The following is a 17390-nucleotide window of genomic DNA, read 5'->3' as shown; positions in this document are numbered from 1 at the left end:
TCGCCTCGTCCGCCTTCGCCTGCTCTGCGGTCCCGCCGGAGAGCCGACGGTACCGATCATCCTCCGCCCGCGGCGCGTCGGCCAGCGGCCTCGGGAACGATCTGTGCAGGAAATTCCCTATACCAGCCTCAGGCCAACCCGGCGAAACGAGCGAACGGAACTATCTTCGGCCACGGCCGCGGCGCCCCGGCACCCCGGTCCCGGCGTGCGGGCGCGGGCGGGCGCATCCCCGTCATTCCCGGCCCAGGTCGCGGTGGGTGACCTGGACGTCCATGCCGGCGTCGCGCAGGCGGGCGGCGAGCTGCTCGGCCATGGCGACGCTGCGGTGCTTGCCGCCGGTGCAGCCGACGGCCAGCGTCACATAGTGCTTGCCCTCGCGTTCATAGCCCTCGGCCAGCAGCCGCAGCACCTCGGTGTAGGAGTCGAGGAACTCCTTGGCGCCGTGCCGGCTCAGCACATAGTCGCGGACGGGAGCGTCGCGGCCGTTCTTGGGGCGCAGCTCGGGCACCCAGTGCGGGTTGGGCAGAAAACGGCAGTCCACCACCAGGTCGGCGTCCACCGGCAGGCCGTACTTGTAGCCGAAGGAGACCACGGTGAAGCGCAGGCCGGACTCACCGCCGTGGGCGCCGAAGAAACCGACGATCTTGGCCCGCAGCTCGTGCACGTTCAGCCCGGTGGTGTCGATCACCAGGTCGGCCTCGGCGCGCACCTCGCGCAGCAGCTCGCGCTCCTGGGTGATGCCCTCGACCAGCCGGCCGTCCCCCTGCAGCGGGTGCGGGCGGCGCACCGCCTCGAACCGGCGCACCAGCTCCTCGTCGGCGGCCTCCAGGAACACCACCCGCGGGTGCACGCCGCGGGCCTCCAGCTCGGCGATGGCCGAGTGCAGGTCGCTGGTGAAGGCGCGGCTGCGCACGTCCACCACGACGGCGATGCGCGGCACCGCCTCCCGGACCCGGCCGCCCAGGTCGGCCATGGTGGCCAGCAGCCCGGGCGGCAGGTTGTCGACCACGAACCAGTCCAGGTCCTCCAGCGCCTTGGCGGCCGTGCTGCGGCCGGCCCCGGACATCCCGGTGACGATCACGATGTCCGGGCTGCCTTTATGGCCCTCGATGGTCATCTGCCTCCCCCATCGGCACTGTCTTCCTCGGTGGGGACGCGGCCGGGTGCGTCCCCCGGCGGCGCCCCCCTGGACGCCGCGGCCTTCCCTGCGGCACGCCCGTTCGGCGGCGCGCCCCCGTGCAGGGCGGCGGCGATCTGCTCGGCGGTGCGCGGGCCGATGCCGGGCACCTCCGCGATCTGGGCCACGGTGGCCTCCCGCAGCCGCTTGAGCGATCCGAAGTGCTTGAGCAGGGCGGTGCGGCGGGCCGGTCCCAGCCCGGGCACCCCGTCCAGCTCACCGGCGGTCATCGCCTTGGAGCGGCGCTGCCGGTGATAGGCGACGGCGAACCGGTGCGCCTCGTCGCGGACCCGCTGCATCAGGAACAGGCCCTCGCTGCCGCGCGGCAGGATCACCGGGTCCTCCTCGCCGGGCAGCCAGATCTCCTCCATCCGCTTGGCCAGCCCGCACACCGCCACGTCCGCCACGCCCAGCTCCTCCAATGCCCGCTGGGCGGCGGCGACCTGGGCCGGGCCGCCGTCCACCACCACCAAGTTCGGCGGGTAGGCGAACTTGCGGGCCCCGCCGGCCGGTGCGGATTGCTCCCGTTCCCCGGCCTCCTGGAAGCCGTAGGAGGCCAGCACGCCGCCGGCGTCGCCGCCCTCCTGCCCGGCCTTGTCGCGTTCGGCCAGGTAGCGCTTGAACCGGCGGGTGATCACCTCGTGGATGGAGCGGACGTCGTCTTGCCCCTGCACCGTCTTGATGGCGAAGCGGCGGTACTCGCTCTTGCGGGCCAGGCCGTCTTCGAAGACCACCATGGAGGCCACCACGTTGGTGCCCTGCAGGTTGGACACGTCGTAGCACTCGATGCGCAGCGGCGCCTCCGGCAGCTCCAGCGCCTCCTGGATCTCCTGCAGCGCCTTGCTGCGGGTGGTCAGGTCGCCGGCGCGGCGGGTCTTGTGCTGGCGCAGCGCCTCGGCGGCGTTGCGGGCGACGGTCTCCAGCAGCGCCTTCTTGTCGCCGCGGCGCGGCACCCGGATGCGCACCGGGCCGCCGCGCCGTTCGGCCAGCAGCTCGGCCATCGCCGCGGCGTCCGGCGGCTCGGCCGGCACCAGCACCTCCCGCGGCACCGCCTCGCTCTCGCCGTAAAGCTGCAGCAGGAAGTGCTCGACCAGGTCGGCGGTGGTGACGTCGGAGACCTTGTCGACCACCCAGCCGCGCTGGCCGCGGATGCGCCCGCCGCGCACGTAGAACACCTGGACGGCGGCCTCCAGCGGGTCCTCGGCGAAGGCGATCACATCGCAGTCGACGGCCTCGCCCAGCACCACCGCCTGTTTCTCCAGCGCCCGCTGCAGCGCCCGCATGTCGTCGCGCAGCCGGGCGGCCCGCTCGTACTCCTCGGCCGCGGCGGCCTCCAGCATCCGCCGCTCGATCTCCTTGATGAAGCGGCCGGTGTCGCCGGCCATGAAGGCGCAGAAGTCCTCGGCCAGGCGCCGGTGGGCGGCGGCGTCGATGCGGCCCACGCACGGCGCCGAGCACTTGTCGATATAGCCCAGCAGGCAGGGCCGGTCGCTGTGGCGGGCGCGTTTGAAGACCCCCGGTTTGCAGGTGCGCACCGGGAAGACGCGCAGCAGCAGATCGACCGTCTCGCGGATCGCCCAGGCGTGCGAGTAGGGCCCGAAATAGCGCACGCCCTTGCGTTTGGCTCCGCGCATGACCATCACCCGGGGGAATTCCTCATCCAGGGTGACGGCCAGATACGGGTAGGACTTGTCGTCGCGGTAACGGACGTTGAAGCGGGGGTTGAACTCCTTGATCCAGGAGTATTCGAGCTGCAGCGCCTCCACCTCGGTGCCGACCACCGTCCAGTCGACTCCCGCGGCGGTCCGCAGCATGGTCTGGGTCCGGGGGTGCAGGCTCGCGAAATCGGCGAAGTAGGAGTTCAGCCGGGAGCGCAGGCTCTTGGCCTTGCCGACGTAGATCACCCGGCCGTGTTCGTCACGGAAGCGATAGACCCCCGGCGAGTCGGGGATCGTCCCGGGCGCGGGACGGTAGTTCGCCGGATCAGCCACGGTAAAAGCCTAGTGGGGCGCCGTGACAGAACGCGCGGGACGGCGCGGCGGGCCCGCCGCCGGCATGATCCGAATATCGTTCAGCGCACCGCCCGCATGATCATGACGCCGCGCGGGCGGATCGGCGGTGAAGAAAGAGATGGACGAACTCCCCTGTTGTGGGCGTGGAGAACTTTCAGCGGCGCGGGCGGCTCGATGCGGCACCGTTTTTCTCGCGCTTTGCCGCCTTTTGCACCCTCTGCCGGCTCGCCGTCCGCCGCAGAGGAACCGGCGGGACTTTGCGTCCGGGCGAGGCCGGCCCCGGGTGCGGCGCCCGCGACGCCGCACCCGGGGCCGGCCGGGATGGGGCTAGGCCAGTTTGATGCCGCCGCCCTCGACGATGATCTGCTTGGCGGGCAGCGGCTTGTCGGCCGGGCCGCTTTGCACCGAGCCGTCGGCGATGCTGAAGGTGCTGCCGTGGCATTCGCACCTGATCACTCCGTTCTGCACGGAGGTCACCGGGCAGCCCCGGTGGGTGCACTTGGTGCTGAAGGCCTTGAACTCGCCTTGTGCCGGCTGGGTGACCACCACTTCCCGGTCTTTGAAGATCTTGCCTCCGCCGACCGGGATGTCGCCGGTCTGCGCCAGCACGCCGCCGGCCGCGGCCTGCGCGCCGCCTCCCGACCCGGACGCCCCCGAGGTCTCATCCCCGCCGCCGCAGGCGGCCACGGCACCGGCCACCCCCAGCAGCCCCGCGCCGACCAGGATTCCGCGCCGGGTGCTCCCCGTCCGCGGCGGGTCCGCCTGCGGTGCGGGGGCGGAAACGCCGGTTCCCGGTGCGGTCTCCTGAGCCATGGACGTCGTCCTCCGTTTCCCCCGGGACCCCTGTGGCCCCGTCCACACCACCTATCACGAACGGGGACGACCGCCAGTTCCATGAACGTTCAACTTTTTTGCGTTCCCGGCCCGCCGGCGGGGTTCAGACGATCACCAGGCCGTCCCCTTTGACCTGCACCGGGTACTCCAGCAGGCCGCGGGAGGCGGGGCCGCGGGCCACCGAGCCATCGGTGATCTTGAACTCGCTGCCGTGGCAGGGGCAGTACATCGCGCCCTGCCGGATGCGGTCCACCGGACAGCCGGAGTGGGTGCAGCGCGCGTCGAAGACCTTGAAGGTGCCCTCGGTGGGCTGGGTGACCACGATCTTGTACTGGGGCAGCACCTTGCCGCCGCCGACCGGCACGTCGGCGACCTTGGCGATCTCCTTGCCCTTCAGCTCGGCGGCCGGCTCCGCCCGGCGCGGCTGCCCGACCCCGCAGCCGGCCAGCGCGGCGGCGCCCACGGCCGCGGCCCCGCACACCACCGCACGCCTGCCCACCTGACCGGCCGGCGCGTTCTTCGCATCCTCGCTCATGGCGTCCATGATTCCGGTCCACCCCCATACCCCCCGCCGCCACCCCGCCGGAGCAAAACCGGCGCGCGGTGCCGTCGTGAGGCGGGACGCGCAGATCACCGATCCAGCAGCTTGGCCAGGAAACGGCCGGTGTGGCTGGCCTCGACCCGGGCGACCTCCTCGGGGGTGCCGGCGGCGACCACGGTGCCGCCGCGCGAGCCGCCCTCGGGGCCCATGTCGATGATCCAGTCGGCGGTCTTGATCACATCCAGGTTGTGCTCGATGACCACCACGGTGTTGCCCTTGTCGACCAGGCCGTTGAGCACGCCCAGCAGCTTGCGGATGTCTTCGAAGTGCAGCCCGGTGGTGGGCTCGTCCAGCACGTAGATGGTGCGGCCGGTAGAGCGGCGCTGCAGCTCGGCGGCGAGCTTGACGCGCTGGGCCTCGCCGCCGGAGAGGGTGGGGGCGGGCTGGCCCAGCCGCACGTACCCCAGCCCGACGTCGTTGAGGGTGGACAGGTGCCGGTGGATGGCGCTGATCGGCTCGAAGAAGCGGGTGGCCTCCTCGATCGGCATGTCCAGCACCTCGGCGATGGTCTTGCCCTTGTAGCGGACCTCCAGCGTCTCGCGGTTGTAGCGGGCGCCGTGGCAGACCTCGCACGGGACGTAGACGTCCGGCAGGAAGTTCATCTCGATCTTGATGGTGCCGTCGCCGGCGCAGTTCTCGCAGCGCCCGCCCTTGACGTTGAAGGAGAACCGGCCCGGCTGGTAGCCGCGCACCTTGGCCTCGGGGGTGGCCGCGAACAGCTTGCGGATGTGGTCGAACACCCCGGTGTAGGTGGCCGGGTTGGAGCGGGGGGTGCGGCCGATCGGGGACTGGTCGACGTGCACCACCTTGTCGACGTGCTCCAGGCCGGTGATGCGCCGGTGCTTGCCGGGGACGGTGCGGGCGCCGTGCAGCTCCTTGGCCAGCGCGTTGTAGAGGATGTCGTTGACCAGGGTGGACTTGCCGGAGCCGGACACGCCGGTGACGGCGGTGAAGACCCCCAGCGGGAACGTCACGTCGATGTTCTTGAGGTTGTTCTGCTGGGCGCCCCTGACCACGATCTCGCGGCCCTTGGTGCGGGGACGGCGCATCTGGGGCACCTCGATGCGGCGGCGGCCCGACAGGTAGGCGCCGGTGATCGACTTGGGGGAGGCCTTCAGCTCCTCCACCGGGCCGGAGACCACGATCTGGCCGCCGTGCTCGCCGGCGCCGGGGCCGATGTCCACCACCCAGTCGGCGGCGGCGATGGTGTCCTCGTCGTGCTCGACGACGATCAAGGTGTTGCCCATGTCGCGCAGCCGCAGCAGCGTCTCCAGCAGCCGGTGGTTGTCGCGCTGGTGCAGCCCGATGGACGGCTCGTCCAGCACGTACAGCACGCCGACCAGGCCGGAGCCGATCTGGGTGGCCAGCCGGATGCGCTGGGCCTCGCCGCCGGCCAGCGTGGCCGCCGGGCGGTCCAGCGTCAGGTAGTCCAGCCCGACGTCCAGCAGGAAGCCCAGCCGGGCGTTGACCTCTTTGAGCACCCGGGCGGCGATGTGCGCCTCGCGGTCGTCCAGCTCCAGCGTCCGCAGGAACTCGGCGCACTCGCTGATGGGCATGGCGGCGACCTCGGCGATCGACTTGCCGCCCACGGTGACCGCCAGGACGGAGGGCTTCAGGCGCGCGCCGTCGCAGGCCGGGCAGGGCACCTGCCGCATGTAGCCTTCGAACCGCTCGCGCGTGGCGTCGCTTTCGGACTCGGCGTGCCGCCGGTGGATGTAGGGGATGACGCCTTCGTAGGTGGTGTAGTAGGAGCGGGTGCGGCCGTAGCGGTTCTTGTAGCTGACGTGGACCTGGGTGTCGTACCCCTTGAGGATGGCCCTGCGGACCTTGGCGGGCAGCTTCTCCCAGGGGGTGTCCAGGGTGAAGCCCATGGCGTCGCCGAGAGCCGACAGCAGCCGCAGGAAGTACTCGCTGACATGGCCGTTGGACCACGGCTGGATGGCGCCCTCGGCGAGGGTCTTCTCCGGGTCGGGGACGACCAGTTCCGGATCGACCTCCATGCGGGTGCCCAGCCCGGTGCACTCCGGGCAGGCCCCGTAGGGGGAGTTGAAGGAGAACGAGCGCGGCTCCAGCTCCTCGAACGACAGGTCGTCGTAGGGGCAGTACAGGTGCTCGGAGAACATCCGGGTGCGGCGCTCGTCGTCCTCGGGCAGGTCGACGAAGTCCAGCACGATGGTGCCGCCGGCCAGCCCCAGGGCGGTCTCCACCGAGTCGGCCAGGCGCCGGCGGGCCGAGTCCTTGACCGTCAGCCGGTCCACCACCACCGCGATGTCGTGTTTTTCCTGCTTTTTGAGCTTGGGCGGGTCGTCCAGGCGGACCATGACGCCGTCCACCAGGGCCCGTGAGTAGCCCTTGGACTGCAGCTCGCGGAACAGCTCGGCGTACTCGCCCTTGCGTCCGCGGATGACCGGCGCCAGCACCTGGAAGCGGGTGCCCGGCTCCAGTTCCAGCACCCGGTCGACGATCTGCTGGGGGGTCTGCCGGCTGATGGGGCGGCCGCACTCGGGACAGTGGGGGCGGCCGATGCGGGCGTACAGCAGCCGCAGGTAGTCGTAGACCTCGGTGATGGTGCCGACGGTGGAGCGGGGGTTTTTGGAGGTGGACTTCTGGTCGATGGACACCGCCGGCGACAGGCCTTCGATGAAGTCGACGTCGGGCTTGTCCATCTGGCCCAGGAACTGGCGGGCGTAGGCCGACAGCGACTCCACGTAGCGGCGCTGCCCCTCGGCGAAGATGGTGTCGAAGGCCAGGCTGGACTTGCCGGACCCCGACAGCCCGGTGAACACGATCAGGGAGTCCCGCGGCAACTCCAGCGAGACGTCCTTGAGGTTGTGCTCGCGCGCTCCGCGCACGATGAGACGGTCATGCACGACGGTACTCGGCTCCCTTGGGGCCCGCTCGGTGAGACGCGCTGGTCTCATGACGAGCCGGTCTCAGACAAGTCGGCATCAGGCTAACCGCGGGCGCCGACGGAACGGTCCGTCATGACGGGCACCCGGCTCGGACGCTATGAACCGTACACGTGTTCGAAGATCTCCTGCCACCGAGATGAGGCTTTCCCTCACGTTCCACCGGTCACATCACGTGCCACAGCACCGCCAGCAGGCCGGTGATCAAGGCCCAGACCAGGGCGTTCAGGGACAGGTCGTGGCACCGGCAGGCGGTGCTCACCAGATGCCGCAGCTCCCGGCGCAGCTCCCGCTCATCCAGCGCGGCGGATGAGCCGAGCGGCTCCCAGGGCACCCCGGGGTGCAGCGGGGCGCCACTCCTTTCCCGGAGCCGTTCCAGCGCCCGCCGGATGACCACCCGGGTGCGCACCGCGTACCCGGCAGAGATCAGGAACGCCCCGACCTCGGCGAGCAGGATCGGCAGCCCCAGCGGGTCGAGCGCGGGCCCGGCCGGCAGCCGGACCAGCAGACCGGCCAGCACCAGCGTCAAGATCGCCCCCGTCGCCGCCACGTCCCGCCCGATCGCCCTCAGCAGCTCGGCAAGCGCCTGCCGCGCCTCCCCCTCCGTCACGGTCCCCCGTCTGGCCAGCACCGCCTCACCTCCACCGTCCAGAAAACAGCGCCGCCCGGGCGGATTTGGTGACCGGTGCCGCAAACCGGACGAATGTGATCGGGGGCACGGGCGGGGGCGGGCTCGATCGGCGGGCCGATGATGAGATATGGATTGCCCTATGGCCTACACCGGAGATGTCCAGGTCGGGGGACCGCCCGACGTGCGGGAGCTGCCCGGCCTCACGATCACCAAGGTGGCGGTCGGCCCCTTCGACAACAACGCCTATCTGCTGCGCTGCACCGCCACCGGCGAGCAGCTGCTGGTGGACGCGGCCGCAGAGGCGCAGCGGCTGCTGGAGCTGATCGGCGAGGGGCCGCTGACCCGCGTCGTCACCACCCACCGCCATCAGGACCACTGGCAGGCGCTCAGCGAGGTGGTGCGCGCCACCGGGGCGGCGGTGACGGCGCACCCCATCGACGCCGGCGAGCTGCCGGAGCCGGTGACCGAGCCGGTCGAGCACGGCGACCGGGTGCGGGTGGGGAAGGCCGAGCTGGAGGTCATCCACCTGCGCGGGCACACCCCCGGCTCGATCGCGCTGCTGTACGACGCCGGCGGCGAGCTGGCCGGCTCCCCCCACCTGTTCACCGGCGACAGCCTCTTCCCCGGCGGGGTCGGCAACACCTGGGGCGATCCGGAGCTGTTCAACCAGCTGCTGACCGACGTCCAGGAGCGGATCTTCGACCGGCTGCCGGACGCCACCTGGTTCTACCCCGGCCACGGCAAGGACTCCACGCTGGGCGCCGAGCGCCCGCACCTGCCGGAGTGGCGCGAGCGCGGCTGGTGACTCCCCTTCCCCGGCGGGCGGCCGGTCCCGGCCGGGGAGGGACGATCGGGAGGCCCGGCGCATATCGTGGATGATCCCGCCCCCTGTGGACAGGAGATCGGCCCATTCGCGAGCGCGACGAGGTTCCCGGTCCCGCCGCCGCGCCCACCGCACCGGCCGGTGACGCGGGCGCGGCGCCCGATGCCGCGCCCATCGTGCTGGGCTTCCCGGCCCGGGCGCTGGTGCTGGTGGCCGGGCTGCCCGGGGCGGGCAAGAGCACGCTGCTGGCGCGCCTGTACGGGCTGCGCGGGGACGAGACGCACCCGGTGGTCTCAGGCGGGGTCTGTGTGATCGACTCCCGGCAGGCGCGCAACTGGTGGGCGCGGCGGCTGTGGGCGCTGCCGCCGCGCGCTCAGATCCCGTTCGTCTACACCACTCACGTGTGGCGCATCGCGCGGGCGCTGACGGCCGGGCGCGCGGTGGTCGCCCACACCCGGGGGACCTGGCCGCACCTGCTGCACGGGCTCGCCTGGCTGGCCCGCCGCCGCGGGGCGAGTCTGCACCTGGTGCTGCTGGACGTGCCCCCGGAGGTGGCGCGCGCCGGGCAGGTGGCCCGCGGGCGGGTGCTGACCCCCGCCGTCTTCGCCCGGCACTGCCGCCGCTGGCGGCGCCTGGTGGCCCGGGCCCGGCGGGGGACGCTGCCGCCCGCCCGCACCGTGACCGTGCTGGACCGTCCCTCCGCCGACCGGCTGACGGCGTTCCGCTTCGGCGGGCCGGAGTGAGCGCGGGCGGGGAAGCCTGGACAGCGCCCCGGGAGGGGGGAACAATTCCACCATGGGCACCTCGCAAGTAATTACTTACTGCCGGATCTGCGAGCCGCTGTGCGGACTGGTGGCCACCGTCGAGGACGGCACGGTGACGCAGCTGCGCCCCGACCGCGACCACCCCCTCTCCAAGGGCTTCGCCTGCCCCAAGGGCATCGCCATGGCGGAGGTGCAAAACGACCCCGACCGCGTGCTCCACCCCCTGCGCCGCCGCCCCGACGGGGAGTTCGAGCAGGTGAGCTGGGACGAGGCGCTGGAGGACATCGCCGGCCGGCTGAGCCGGCTGCGCGCCGAACACGGCGGGGACTCCATCGGCTGGTACTTCGGCAACCCCGCCGCCTTCTCCTACAGCCACCCGCTGTGGATCGCCCAGTTCATGGCGGCGCTGGGCTCGCCGCACCTGTACTCGGCCGGCTCCCAGGACACCAACAACCGCTTCGCCGCCAGCGCGCTGCTGTACGGCTCGCCGGTCCTGGTGCCCATCCCCGACCTGCGACGCACCGACCTGCTGCTGATGCTGGGGGCCAACCCGCTGGTCTCGCACGGCAGCCTGATCACCGCCCCGCGCATCAAGGACGAGCTGGCCGCCATCGAGCGGCGCGGCGGCCGGGTGATCGTGGTGGACCCGCGCCGCACCGAGACCGCCCGCCTTCACGAGCACCTGCCGATCCTGCCCGAGGGGGACGTGTGGCTGCTGCTGTCCCTGCTGCAGGTGATCTTCGCCGAGGGCCTGGCCGACGAGGCGGCCATCGCCCGCCAGGCCCGCGGCGCGCAGACGCTGCGCCGGCTGGTCGCCGCCTTCCCGCCCGAGCGCACCGAGCGCCGCAGCGGCGTGCCCGCCGCCGCGGTGCGGGAGCTGGCCCGTGACCTGGCCGCCGCCGAGCGCGCCGCGGTCTACGGGCGGATCGGCACCTGCCTGGGCCGCTTCGGCACCCTCACCGCGTTCCTCATCGACGCACTGTGCCTGGTCACCGGCAACCTCGACCGCGAGGGCGGCGCCATCTTCGGCCGCTCCCCGCTGCATGTGGACGAGCTGCTGCGCCTGTCGGGCAAGGGCACCTACGGCAAGACCTTCTCCCGCGTCGGCGGCTACCCCGATGTGCTGGGCACCGCCCCGGCGGGAGTGATGGCCGAGGAGATCACCACACCCGGCCCCGGGCGGCTGCGCGCGCTGCTGGTCTCCGGCGGCAACCCGCTGCTGAGCGTGCCCGGCGGCGAGCGCCTGGCGGCCGCCTTCGAGCGGCTGGAGCTGCTGGTGTGCATCGACTTCTACCTCAGCGAGACCGCCGCCAAGGCCCACTACGTGCTGCCGGCCACCACGTTCCTGGAGCGCGAGGACCTGCCGCTGCCGTTCCTGCAGAACTACCTGGTGCCCTACATCACCTGGACCGAGCCGGTGGTGGCGCCGCGCGGCCAGGCCCGGCAGGAGTGGGAGATCATCGAGGATCTGGCCCGCCGCATGGGGCTGGGGCTGGGCGCCCTCCCCCTGCAGCGGCTGGCGCACCGGCTGGGCGTGCGGCCCACCCCCCGGATGCTGGCCGACCTGCTGCTGCGCACCGGCCGGCGCGGGGATCTGTTCGGGCTGCGCCGCGACGGGCTGAGCCTGCGCAGGCTGCGCCGCTTCCCGCACGGCCTGGTGCTGGCCGACCACCACGAGGCCGGCACGCTGCGCCGCCGGATCGTCCACCGCGACAAGCGGGTGCATCTGGCGCCCCCGGAGATCATCGGGGAGTTCCGGCGCCTGCAGCGGGCACCGGAGCCGCCGCCGGAGCTGCCGCTGCGGCTGATCGGGCTGCGCGAGCTGCGCTCGCACAACTCCTGGATGCACAACGCCCCGTCCCTGATGCGCGGCAAGCGGACCCATCGGGTCCGCGTCAACCCCAAGGACGCCGCCGCCTGCGGCCTGCGGGACGGTGCGCTCTGCCGGGTCGTCTCCGCGCACGGGTCGGTGGAGCTGCCGGTGGAGATCACCGACGAGATGACCGAGGGCGTGGTGGCCGTCCCGCACGGCTGGGGGCACCGGGGCGGCTGGCGGGTGGCCAACGCCGCCGGGGGCGCCAACGTCAACGCCCTGGCCTCCGCCGACCCCGGCGACCTGGAGCCGCTGGCGGGAATGGCCCACCTCAACGGGCTGGCGGTCCGGCTGGAACCGGTGCCCGAACCCGCCTCCGCCGCGCCGAAGGCGTGACCGGGGCGGGCGCGAGAGGGCATCCTGGTCCGGGCGTCCGGAGCGGACGCCGCCGACGGCGCCTTGGGGAGGAGACCGGATGCGCCGGAGCCGGTGGGCCGGTGCCGTGATGGCCGTGCTGTGCGCGGGTTCGGCGGGGTGCGGGACGGCCGCCTCGCAGGTGTCCCCGGCGTTCCCGGTGGCGCCGCCCACCGCGGCGGCCCCGCCCGCCGCGCCGCCCGCGGCCGACCCGCCCCGTGCCCGTGCCGCGGTGACGGTCACGCCCACGAAGCTGTCGGCGGGCTGGCGGATCACCGTCTACTACACGCCGGTCGAGTCCTTCCACAGCGGCCCGCGCAAGCGGGTGCGGGGATGCCCGGTCTACGGATGCGGCCGTCCCAAGGCCGATCTGGGCTCCTACCCGGAGAGCTTCATCGAGGCGGTGCGGACCGAAGGGGCCGGCCGGATCACCAGCGGCCCGCACAAGGGCCGCTATCTGGCCTGGTCACGGCGGGTCGGCCAGTTCTGGCTGGATGAGGCCGCCAAGGACGCCACCGGCCGGCCGCTGCGTCCCTGGGTCACCGCCGCCGCCGACCGGTCGGTGCTGAGGCGCGGGTCGCGTTTCGTCATCACCGCCTGCGGCCGGGGCCGGGCGGGCCGTCCCGTACCGCCCGAGGTCTGCGCCCGGTTCCGGGCGGCGCGGTGGACGGTGGTGGACGTGTTCGCTCCCGGATACGGCGGGGCGCACCACGCCGACGTCTACATCGGGGAGGAGACCGGGCCCGGCTTCACCAAGTCGCCGCTTTACACCACGCTCGACGGCGCGACGCTGGCACTGGAATAGCAGGACGCGAAATAAAACGACAAAACTCCCAAATCGGGCAACCTTCTGTGAACTGTGCGGAGAACGTAACAAGGAAAGTCCCACACGCCACACCGACAACGGTAGTCTCCAACAGATCACACCTTCTTGCCTGGATCACGACCTTGGGAGCGCACGCCACATGTCCGCCGCCACTCGCGCACAGGCCATCACCCGTTGGGCAGCCGTGGCCGTCATGGCCGCTGCGGTCCTGACCGCCACGGCGAGCGGCTTCGCCCAGTCTTACGCCGGTCTCTACCACTGGGCACTGGATCACGGGCTCAGCGGCTGGAAGGCCCAGTCCTTCCCGCTGCTGGTCGACCTGTTCATCATCGTCGGCGAGCTGGGCCTGTTCCTGCTGGCCATCGACGCCTACGTGGTCCACCGCCGCAACATGCTCAGCTGGCTGGACTTCTGCCTGCCGCTGACCATCGCGATGGCCGGATGGACCGCCAGCCTCATCTTCAACGTGGGCCACGTGGGCACCGCGAAGTTCTCCTACCAGGCCACCGCGGCGGTGCCGCCGATCGTGTCCATGCTGGGCTTGTTCGTGCTGCTGCGGACGCTGCACAGGTACGTCTCCCAGCGCACCAACGAGGAGACGGCCCGCAAGCTGTCGCCGCCCGACGGCGGCCAGCCGCGCGCCATCGCCTCCCCGGTGACGCTGCAGCAGATCACCCTGATGCCGATGCGCGTCACCGGGCCCATGCCCCAGATCGGCGCGGTCCGCGTGGACAAGGCCCTGGAGTCCGGCAGCGCCCGCGCTTCGCAGACCGGCAAGAACAACCAGGGTGAGCAGGCTCCGGCCGCCACCCGCACCGCGCAGGCCACCGCGCAGGCCGAGCCGCAGCCGGCCCCTGCGGCCCCGCGCCGTTCCCGTCCCAAGCACGCCGCTCCCGAACCCGCTCCCGAGCCCGCTCCGGAACTGGCCGCCGTCGGCGCCGCCGCCCGCGCCAGCGTCAACGGCCACGGCACGCTGGACACCAACGCCCTGGAGCAGCCGGTGCTGGCCCCCCAGCCCGACGTGCCGACGGTCACCAACCCCGAGGGCCTGCGCAACGTCGCGATGGACGCCCTGGAGAAGCACGACGGCGACCTGACCGCCGCGCTGCAGGCGGTGCGCGCCGAGGGGTACCACGCCGATGAGGCCGACATCCGGCGCATCCGCGACAACCACTGGTTCCCGTACGCGGTGTACCGCCTGCTGGCCAAGTACAAGGGCGACGGCGAGATGGTCCGCCAGGAGCTGACCTCGCGGGGCATCGAGTTCGACGCGGCCACGCTGGAGGAACTGGTGCGTTCTTGGCGCGCCTGACCTGCGCATTCCTGCAAAAGGCCGCCCCGCCTTCAAACAGCGGGGAGGCCTTTTGCGCTTCACGGGCGGGGCGCTTGGTGAGACCGGGCGTTGGCGGCGATGACCCTCCGGTACCAGTGGGCGCTGTCCTTCCAGGTGCGGCGCTGGGTGCGGTAGTCGACGCGGACGATCCCAAAGCGCTTGGAGTAGCCGCGGGCCCACTCGAAGTTGTCCATCAGCGACCAGACGAAGTAGCCGCGCAGGTCGGCTCCGGCGTCCATGGCCGCCTTGGCGGCGGCCAGGTGGTCGCGCAGGTAGCCGATGCGGCGTGCGTCGTGGACGCGGCCGTCGGCGTCCGCCTCCTCCTCGAAGGCGGCGCCGTTCTCGGTGATCATCAGCGGGACGCCGGGATGGTCGCGGTGCAGCCGCATCAGCAGCTCGGTCAGCCCGGCCGGGTCGATCGGCCAGCCCATGGCGGTGCGGGGGCCCGGCATGGGCAGGAACTCCACTTCCTCGCAGCCGGGGAAGGCGCTGCGGGAGCCGGGCCGGTGCCCGTCGGCGCTCTGGCGGGGGGCGCTGCCGTCCCAGCGGCGGACCAGGACGGGCGCGTAGTAGTTGACGCCCAGCACATCCAGCGGCGCGGCGATGGTCTGCTCGTCGCCGGGGTGCACGAACGCCCAGTCGGTGATGGAGGCGGTGTCGTCGATCAGGTCGGCCGGGTAGCGGCCGGTCAGCATGGGGCCGAGGAAGATCCGGTTGGCGACGGCGTCCACCCTGCGGACCGCGTCGGCGTCCGCGGCGGACGCCCCGCGCGCATGGTGCAGATTCAAGGTGACCGAGCAGCGGGCCCCGGGCGCCGCCCGGCGCAGCGCCCGCACGGCCAGGCCGTGGGCGAGGTTGAGGTGGTGGGCGGCGGCGAGGGCGGCGGCCGGGTCGGTGCGGCCGGGGGCGTGTGAGCCCGAGCAGTATCCCAGGAAGGCCGAGCACCACGGTTCGTTGAGGGTCGTCCAGATGTGCACGCGGTCGCCGAGGACGCGCCCGATCGCCTCGGCGTACTCGGCGAAACGGAAGGCGGTCTGCCGGGCGGGCCAGCCGCCGGCGTCCTCCAGTTCCTGGGGCAGGTCCCAGTGGTAGAGGGTGGCCACGGGGGCGATGCCGCGTTCCAGCAGGGCGTCCACCAGCCGGGAGTAGAAGTCGGCGCCCTTGGGGTTGAACCGGCCGCCGGGCATGATCCGCGGCCAGGCGATGGAGAAGCGGTAGGCGTTCAGCCCGAGCTCGGCCATGATGGCGACGTCCTCGGCCCACCGGTGGTAGTGGTCGCAGGCCACGTCGCCGGTGTCCCCGTCCCGCACCCGGCCGGGGGTGTGGCTGTAGGTGTCCCAGATGGACGGGACGCGCCCGTCGGCGTCGACGCCGCCTTCGATCTGGTAGGCGGAGGTCGCCGCGCCCCACAGGAAGCCGGGTGGAAAGCCGGTCGGCAGGTCGTGGTCGGTCATCGGTGGTCTCCCAGGTCGATCGCCGGCGTGCTTCCTCCTCATCGTGCCGAGGCCGGTCCGTCTTCGGGGGGTTCCGGCGGTTTTCGGCGCGCTCTTCGAGGCGGGAGGTCCTCCGCGCCGGCTCTCTCCGGCTTCCCCGCGGCGGCCGGCACGCCGCTCACGCCGTGCCGGCCGCGCTGCGGTCAGAGGGCGCCGCGTCGGGGGTGCGGGGGGCGGCCAGGCGGGTGCCGCGGGTGCGGCCGCGCAAGGTGACCTCCTCGCCCAGCGTCCAGCAGGCGGCCTCCTCGGCGTCGGCGCCGGCCAGCGCCGTTCCGGCGGCCAGCACCCGCTGCGGGGTGGTCTTGGCCAGGTCGGTGAGCCGGGCCGCCTCGTTGACCGGGTCGCCGATGACGGTGTACTCAAAGCGCTCCTCGGCGCCGATGTGCCCGGCCACCGCCTCGCCGGCGGACACGCCCACCGCCGCGGCCAGCTCGGGGACCTGCTCGCGCAGCCGGACGGCCAGCTCGCGGGCGGCCCGCAGCGCCCGGGTGGGGGCGTCCGGCAGGTCCTGGGGGGCGCCGAAGACCGCCAGCGCGGCGTCCCCTTCGAACTTGTTGATCCAGCCGCCGTGCTCGCCGACCACCTCGACCACCACGGCGAAGAAGCGGTTGAGCAGCGCGACCACCTCGGTCGGCGGGCGGTCGGCGGCCAGGCGGGTGGAGCCGATGATGTCCACGAAGATCACCGCGACCTGGCGGATCTCGCCGCCCAGGTCCACCCCGCGCTCCAGGGCGACCTTGGCCACGTCCTCGCCGACCTGGCGGCCGAACAGGTCCTGCAGCCGCTCGCGCTCGCGCAGCCCGGCCACCATGTGGTTGAACCCGGCCTGCAGCAGCCCGACCTCGCTGCCGTCGTAGACGGCGACCTCGGCGTTCAGGTCGCCGCGTTCGACCCGGGCCATGGCCAGGCGGACCGACTCGATGGGGTCGGCGATGGCGCGGGCGGCGATGTAGGTGACGCTGAATCCGAGGGCCAGCGCGGTGCAGCCCAGCACCAGCGCCCCGATGGCGAAGTCCTCCACGTGCGGGTCGGGCATGAAGAACACCCCGACGGCCATGGCGAGCAGGCCGAGCAGCGGCACGGCGGTGCCCAGCGACCAGGCCAGCATCGAGCGGGCCACCACGCCGGGCAGCCCGGTGGCGCGCGGCACGCCGGCCCGCAGCGCGGTGGTGACCGCCCGGCGCAGGATCCGCTCGGTCATCAGGTAGACGATGGTGCAGGTGGCCAGGCCGCCCAGGGTGCCGGCGACGCCGAACTTCAGCGCCAGCGGCGGCGCGAAGGGAAGGTTGATGGCCGCCCAGCCGACCGTGCCGATGGCCCACAGCGTCAGGTGCACCGTCATCAGCCGCAGCGGCCCGTACAGCAGCAGGAAGCGCTCCCGCTTGTCCAGGGTGCGGTCCTGCTCCATCAGGCGGCGCACCTGCCGGAAGAACCGCTCCCCCAGCAGCAGCCCGGTGGGCACCGCGGCGACCACGTAGGCGGTGAAGACCGCCACGTTGACCAGCCGCAGCCGCTCCGAGCCGGTCTCGGGGACGGGCACCACGAGGGTGGCCAGCAGCAGCACCACCAGGGCGCCGCCGAGGTTGGCCACCGCGGCGGAGACCGTCACCAGCACGTGGGCGCGGGCGGCGATCTGCGCGGGGGTCGCGTCGGGGGGTCCGTCGATCAGCCTCGCCAAGGGGCCGAGGAGGGTGCGCAACGGTCGCGGCAGGATCGGCTTCGGCCCCTTGTCGTCCATATCGGTGGAGGGTAGCCCGTCC

General features: G+C 72.7%; 13 protein-coding genes. 5 read left to right on the top strand and 8 right to left on the bottom strand.

The window, feature by feature from the left end; translation table 11 throughout:
- Positions 1-232: 232 nt before the first annotated feature.
- The 6 genes from rapZ to BUE48_RS10860 all read right to left on the bottom strand — a co-directional run bounded on the left by rapZ (position 233) and on the right by BUE48_RS10860 (position 8164).
- Positions 233-1117, bottom strand: coding sequence for an RNase adapter RapZ (rapZ, locus tag BUE48_RS10885; protein WP_286989752.1), 885 nt, complete (start codon positions 1115-1117; stop codon positions 233-235).
- A complete protein-coding gene (uvrC, locus tag BUE48_RS10880; RefSeq protein WP_012852544.1) occupies positions 1114-3168 on the bottom strand; it encodes an excinuclease ABC subunit UvrC in 2055 nt (684 codons plus the stop codon). Before uvrC ends, rapZ begins: the two co-directional genes overlap by 4 nt.
- Positions 3169-3516: 348 nt before the next feature.
- Positions 3517-4002 (bottom strand): Rieske (2Fe-2S) protein, encoded by a 486-nt coding sequence (locus tag BUE48_RS10875; protein WP_012852543.1) that lies wholly within the window; start codon positions 4000-4002, stop codon positions 3517-3519.
- Positions 4003-4126: 124 nt separating this feature from the next.
- Entirely contained in the window at positions 4127-4558 is a 432-nt protein-coding gene (locus tag BUE48_RS10870; protein ID WP_148232989.1) for a Rieske (2Fe-2S) protein, read from the bottom strand.
- Positions 4559-4653: 95 nt separating this feature from the next.
- Entirely contained in the window at positions 4654-7545 is a 2892-nt protein-coding gene (gene uvrA / locus BUE48_RS10865; protein ID WP_502694606.1) for an excinuclease ABC subunit UvrA, read from the bottom strand.
- A 154-nt stretch (positions 7546-7699) separates the two neighbouring features.
- Positions 7700-8164 (bottom strand): hypothetical protein, encoded by a 465-nt coding sequence (locus BUE48_RS10860; RefSeq protein WP_012852540.1) that lies wholly within the window; start codon positions 8162-8164, stop codon positions 7700-7702.
- Between the two features lie 139 nt (positions 8165-8303).
- Between BUE48_RS10860 and BUE48_RS10855 the strand changes: the two genes are divergently transcribed.
- From BUE48_RS10855 to BUE48_RS10835, 5 genes are all read left to right on the top strand, one after another.
- Positions 8304-8969: an MBL fold metallo-hydrolase gene (locus BUE48_RS10855; protein ID WP_012852539.1), complete on the top strand. Its 666-nt coding sequence runs from the start codon at positions 8304-8306 to the stop codon at positions 8967-8969.
- 194 nt (positions 8970-9163) lie between these two features.
- Positions 9164-9730 carry an AAA family ATPase gene (locus BUE48_RS10850; protein WP_286989750.1) on the top strand — a complete coding sequence of 189 codons (567 nt, stop codon included), beginning with the start codon at positions 9164-9166 and terminating at the stop codon, positions 9728-9730.
- 52 nt (positions 9731-9782) lie between these two features.
- Positions 9783-11960: a molybdopterin-containing oxidoreductase family protein gene (locus BUE48_RS10845; RefSeq protein ID WP_012852537.1), complete on the top strand. Its 2178-nt coding sequence runs from the start codon at positions 9783-9785 to the stop codon at positions 11958-11960.
- Positions 11961-12039: 79 nt separating this feature from the next.
- Positions 12040-12783 carry an RlpA-like double-psi beta-barrel domain-containing protein gene (locus BUE48_RS10840; RefSeq protein ID WP_012852536.1) on the top strand — a complete coding sequence of 248 codons (744 nt, stop codon included), beginning with the start codon at positions 12040-12042 and terminating at the stop codon, positions 12781-12783.
- 214 nt (positions 12784-12997) lie between these two features.
- A complete protein-coding gene (locus BUE48_RS10835) occupies positions 12998-14116 on the top strand; it encodes a DUF2637 domain-containing protein (RefSeq protein ID WP_169313013.1) in 1119 nt (372 codons plus the stop codon).
- A 59-nt stretch (positions 14117-14175) separates the two neighbouring features.
- On the opposite strand, the gene BUE48_RS10830 is transcribed toward BUE48_RS10835, so the two are convergent.
- Both BUE48_RS10830 and BUE48_RS10825 read right to left on the bottom strand, forming a co-directional pair.
- Positions 14176-15591: a GH1 family beta-glucosidase gene (locus tag BUE48_RS10830; RefSeq protein WP_012852534.1), complete on the bottom strand. Its 1416-nt coding sequence runs from the start codon at positions 15589-15591 to the stop codon at positions 14176-14178.
- Between the two features lie 157 nt (positions 15592-15748).
- The gene (locus tag BUE48_RS10825; protein WP_012852533.1) at positions 15749-17368 is read right to left on the bottom strand and encodes an adenylate/guanylate cyclase domain-containing protein; all 1620 of its coding nucleotides are present in this window, start codon (positions 17366-17368) and stop codon (positions 15749-15751) included.
- Positions 17369-17390: the final 22 nt, after the last annotated feature.

Origin of the sequence: Thermomonospora sp. CIF 1, from assembly GCF_001896795.1 — a bacterium.
GTDB lineage: Bacteria > Actinomycetota > Actinomycetes > Streptosporangiales > Streptosporangiaceae > Thermomonospora > Thermomonospora curvata.
This window is presented reverse-complemented; position numbering and strand designations above follow the sequence as displayed.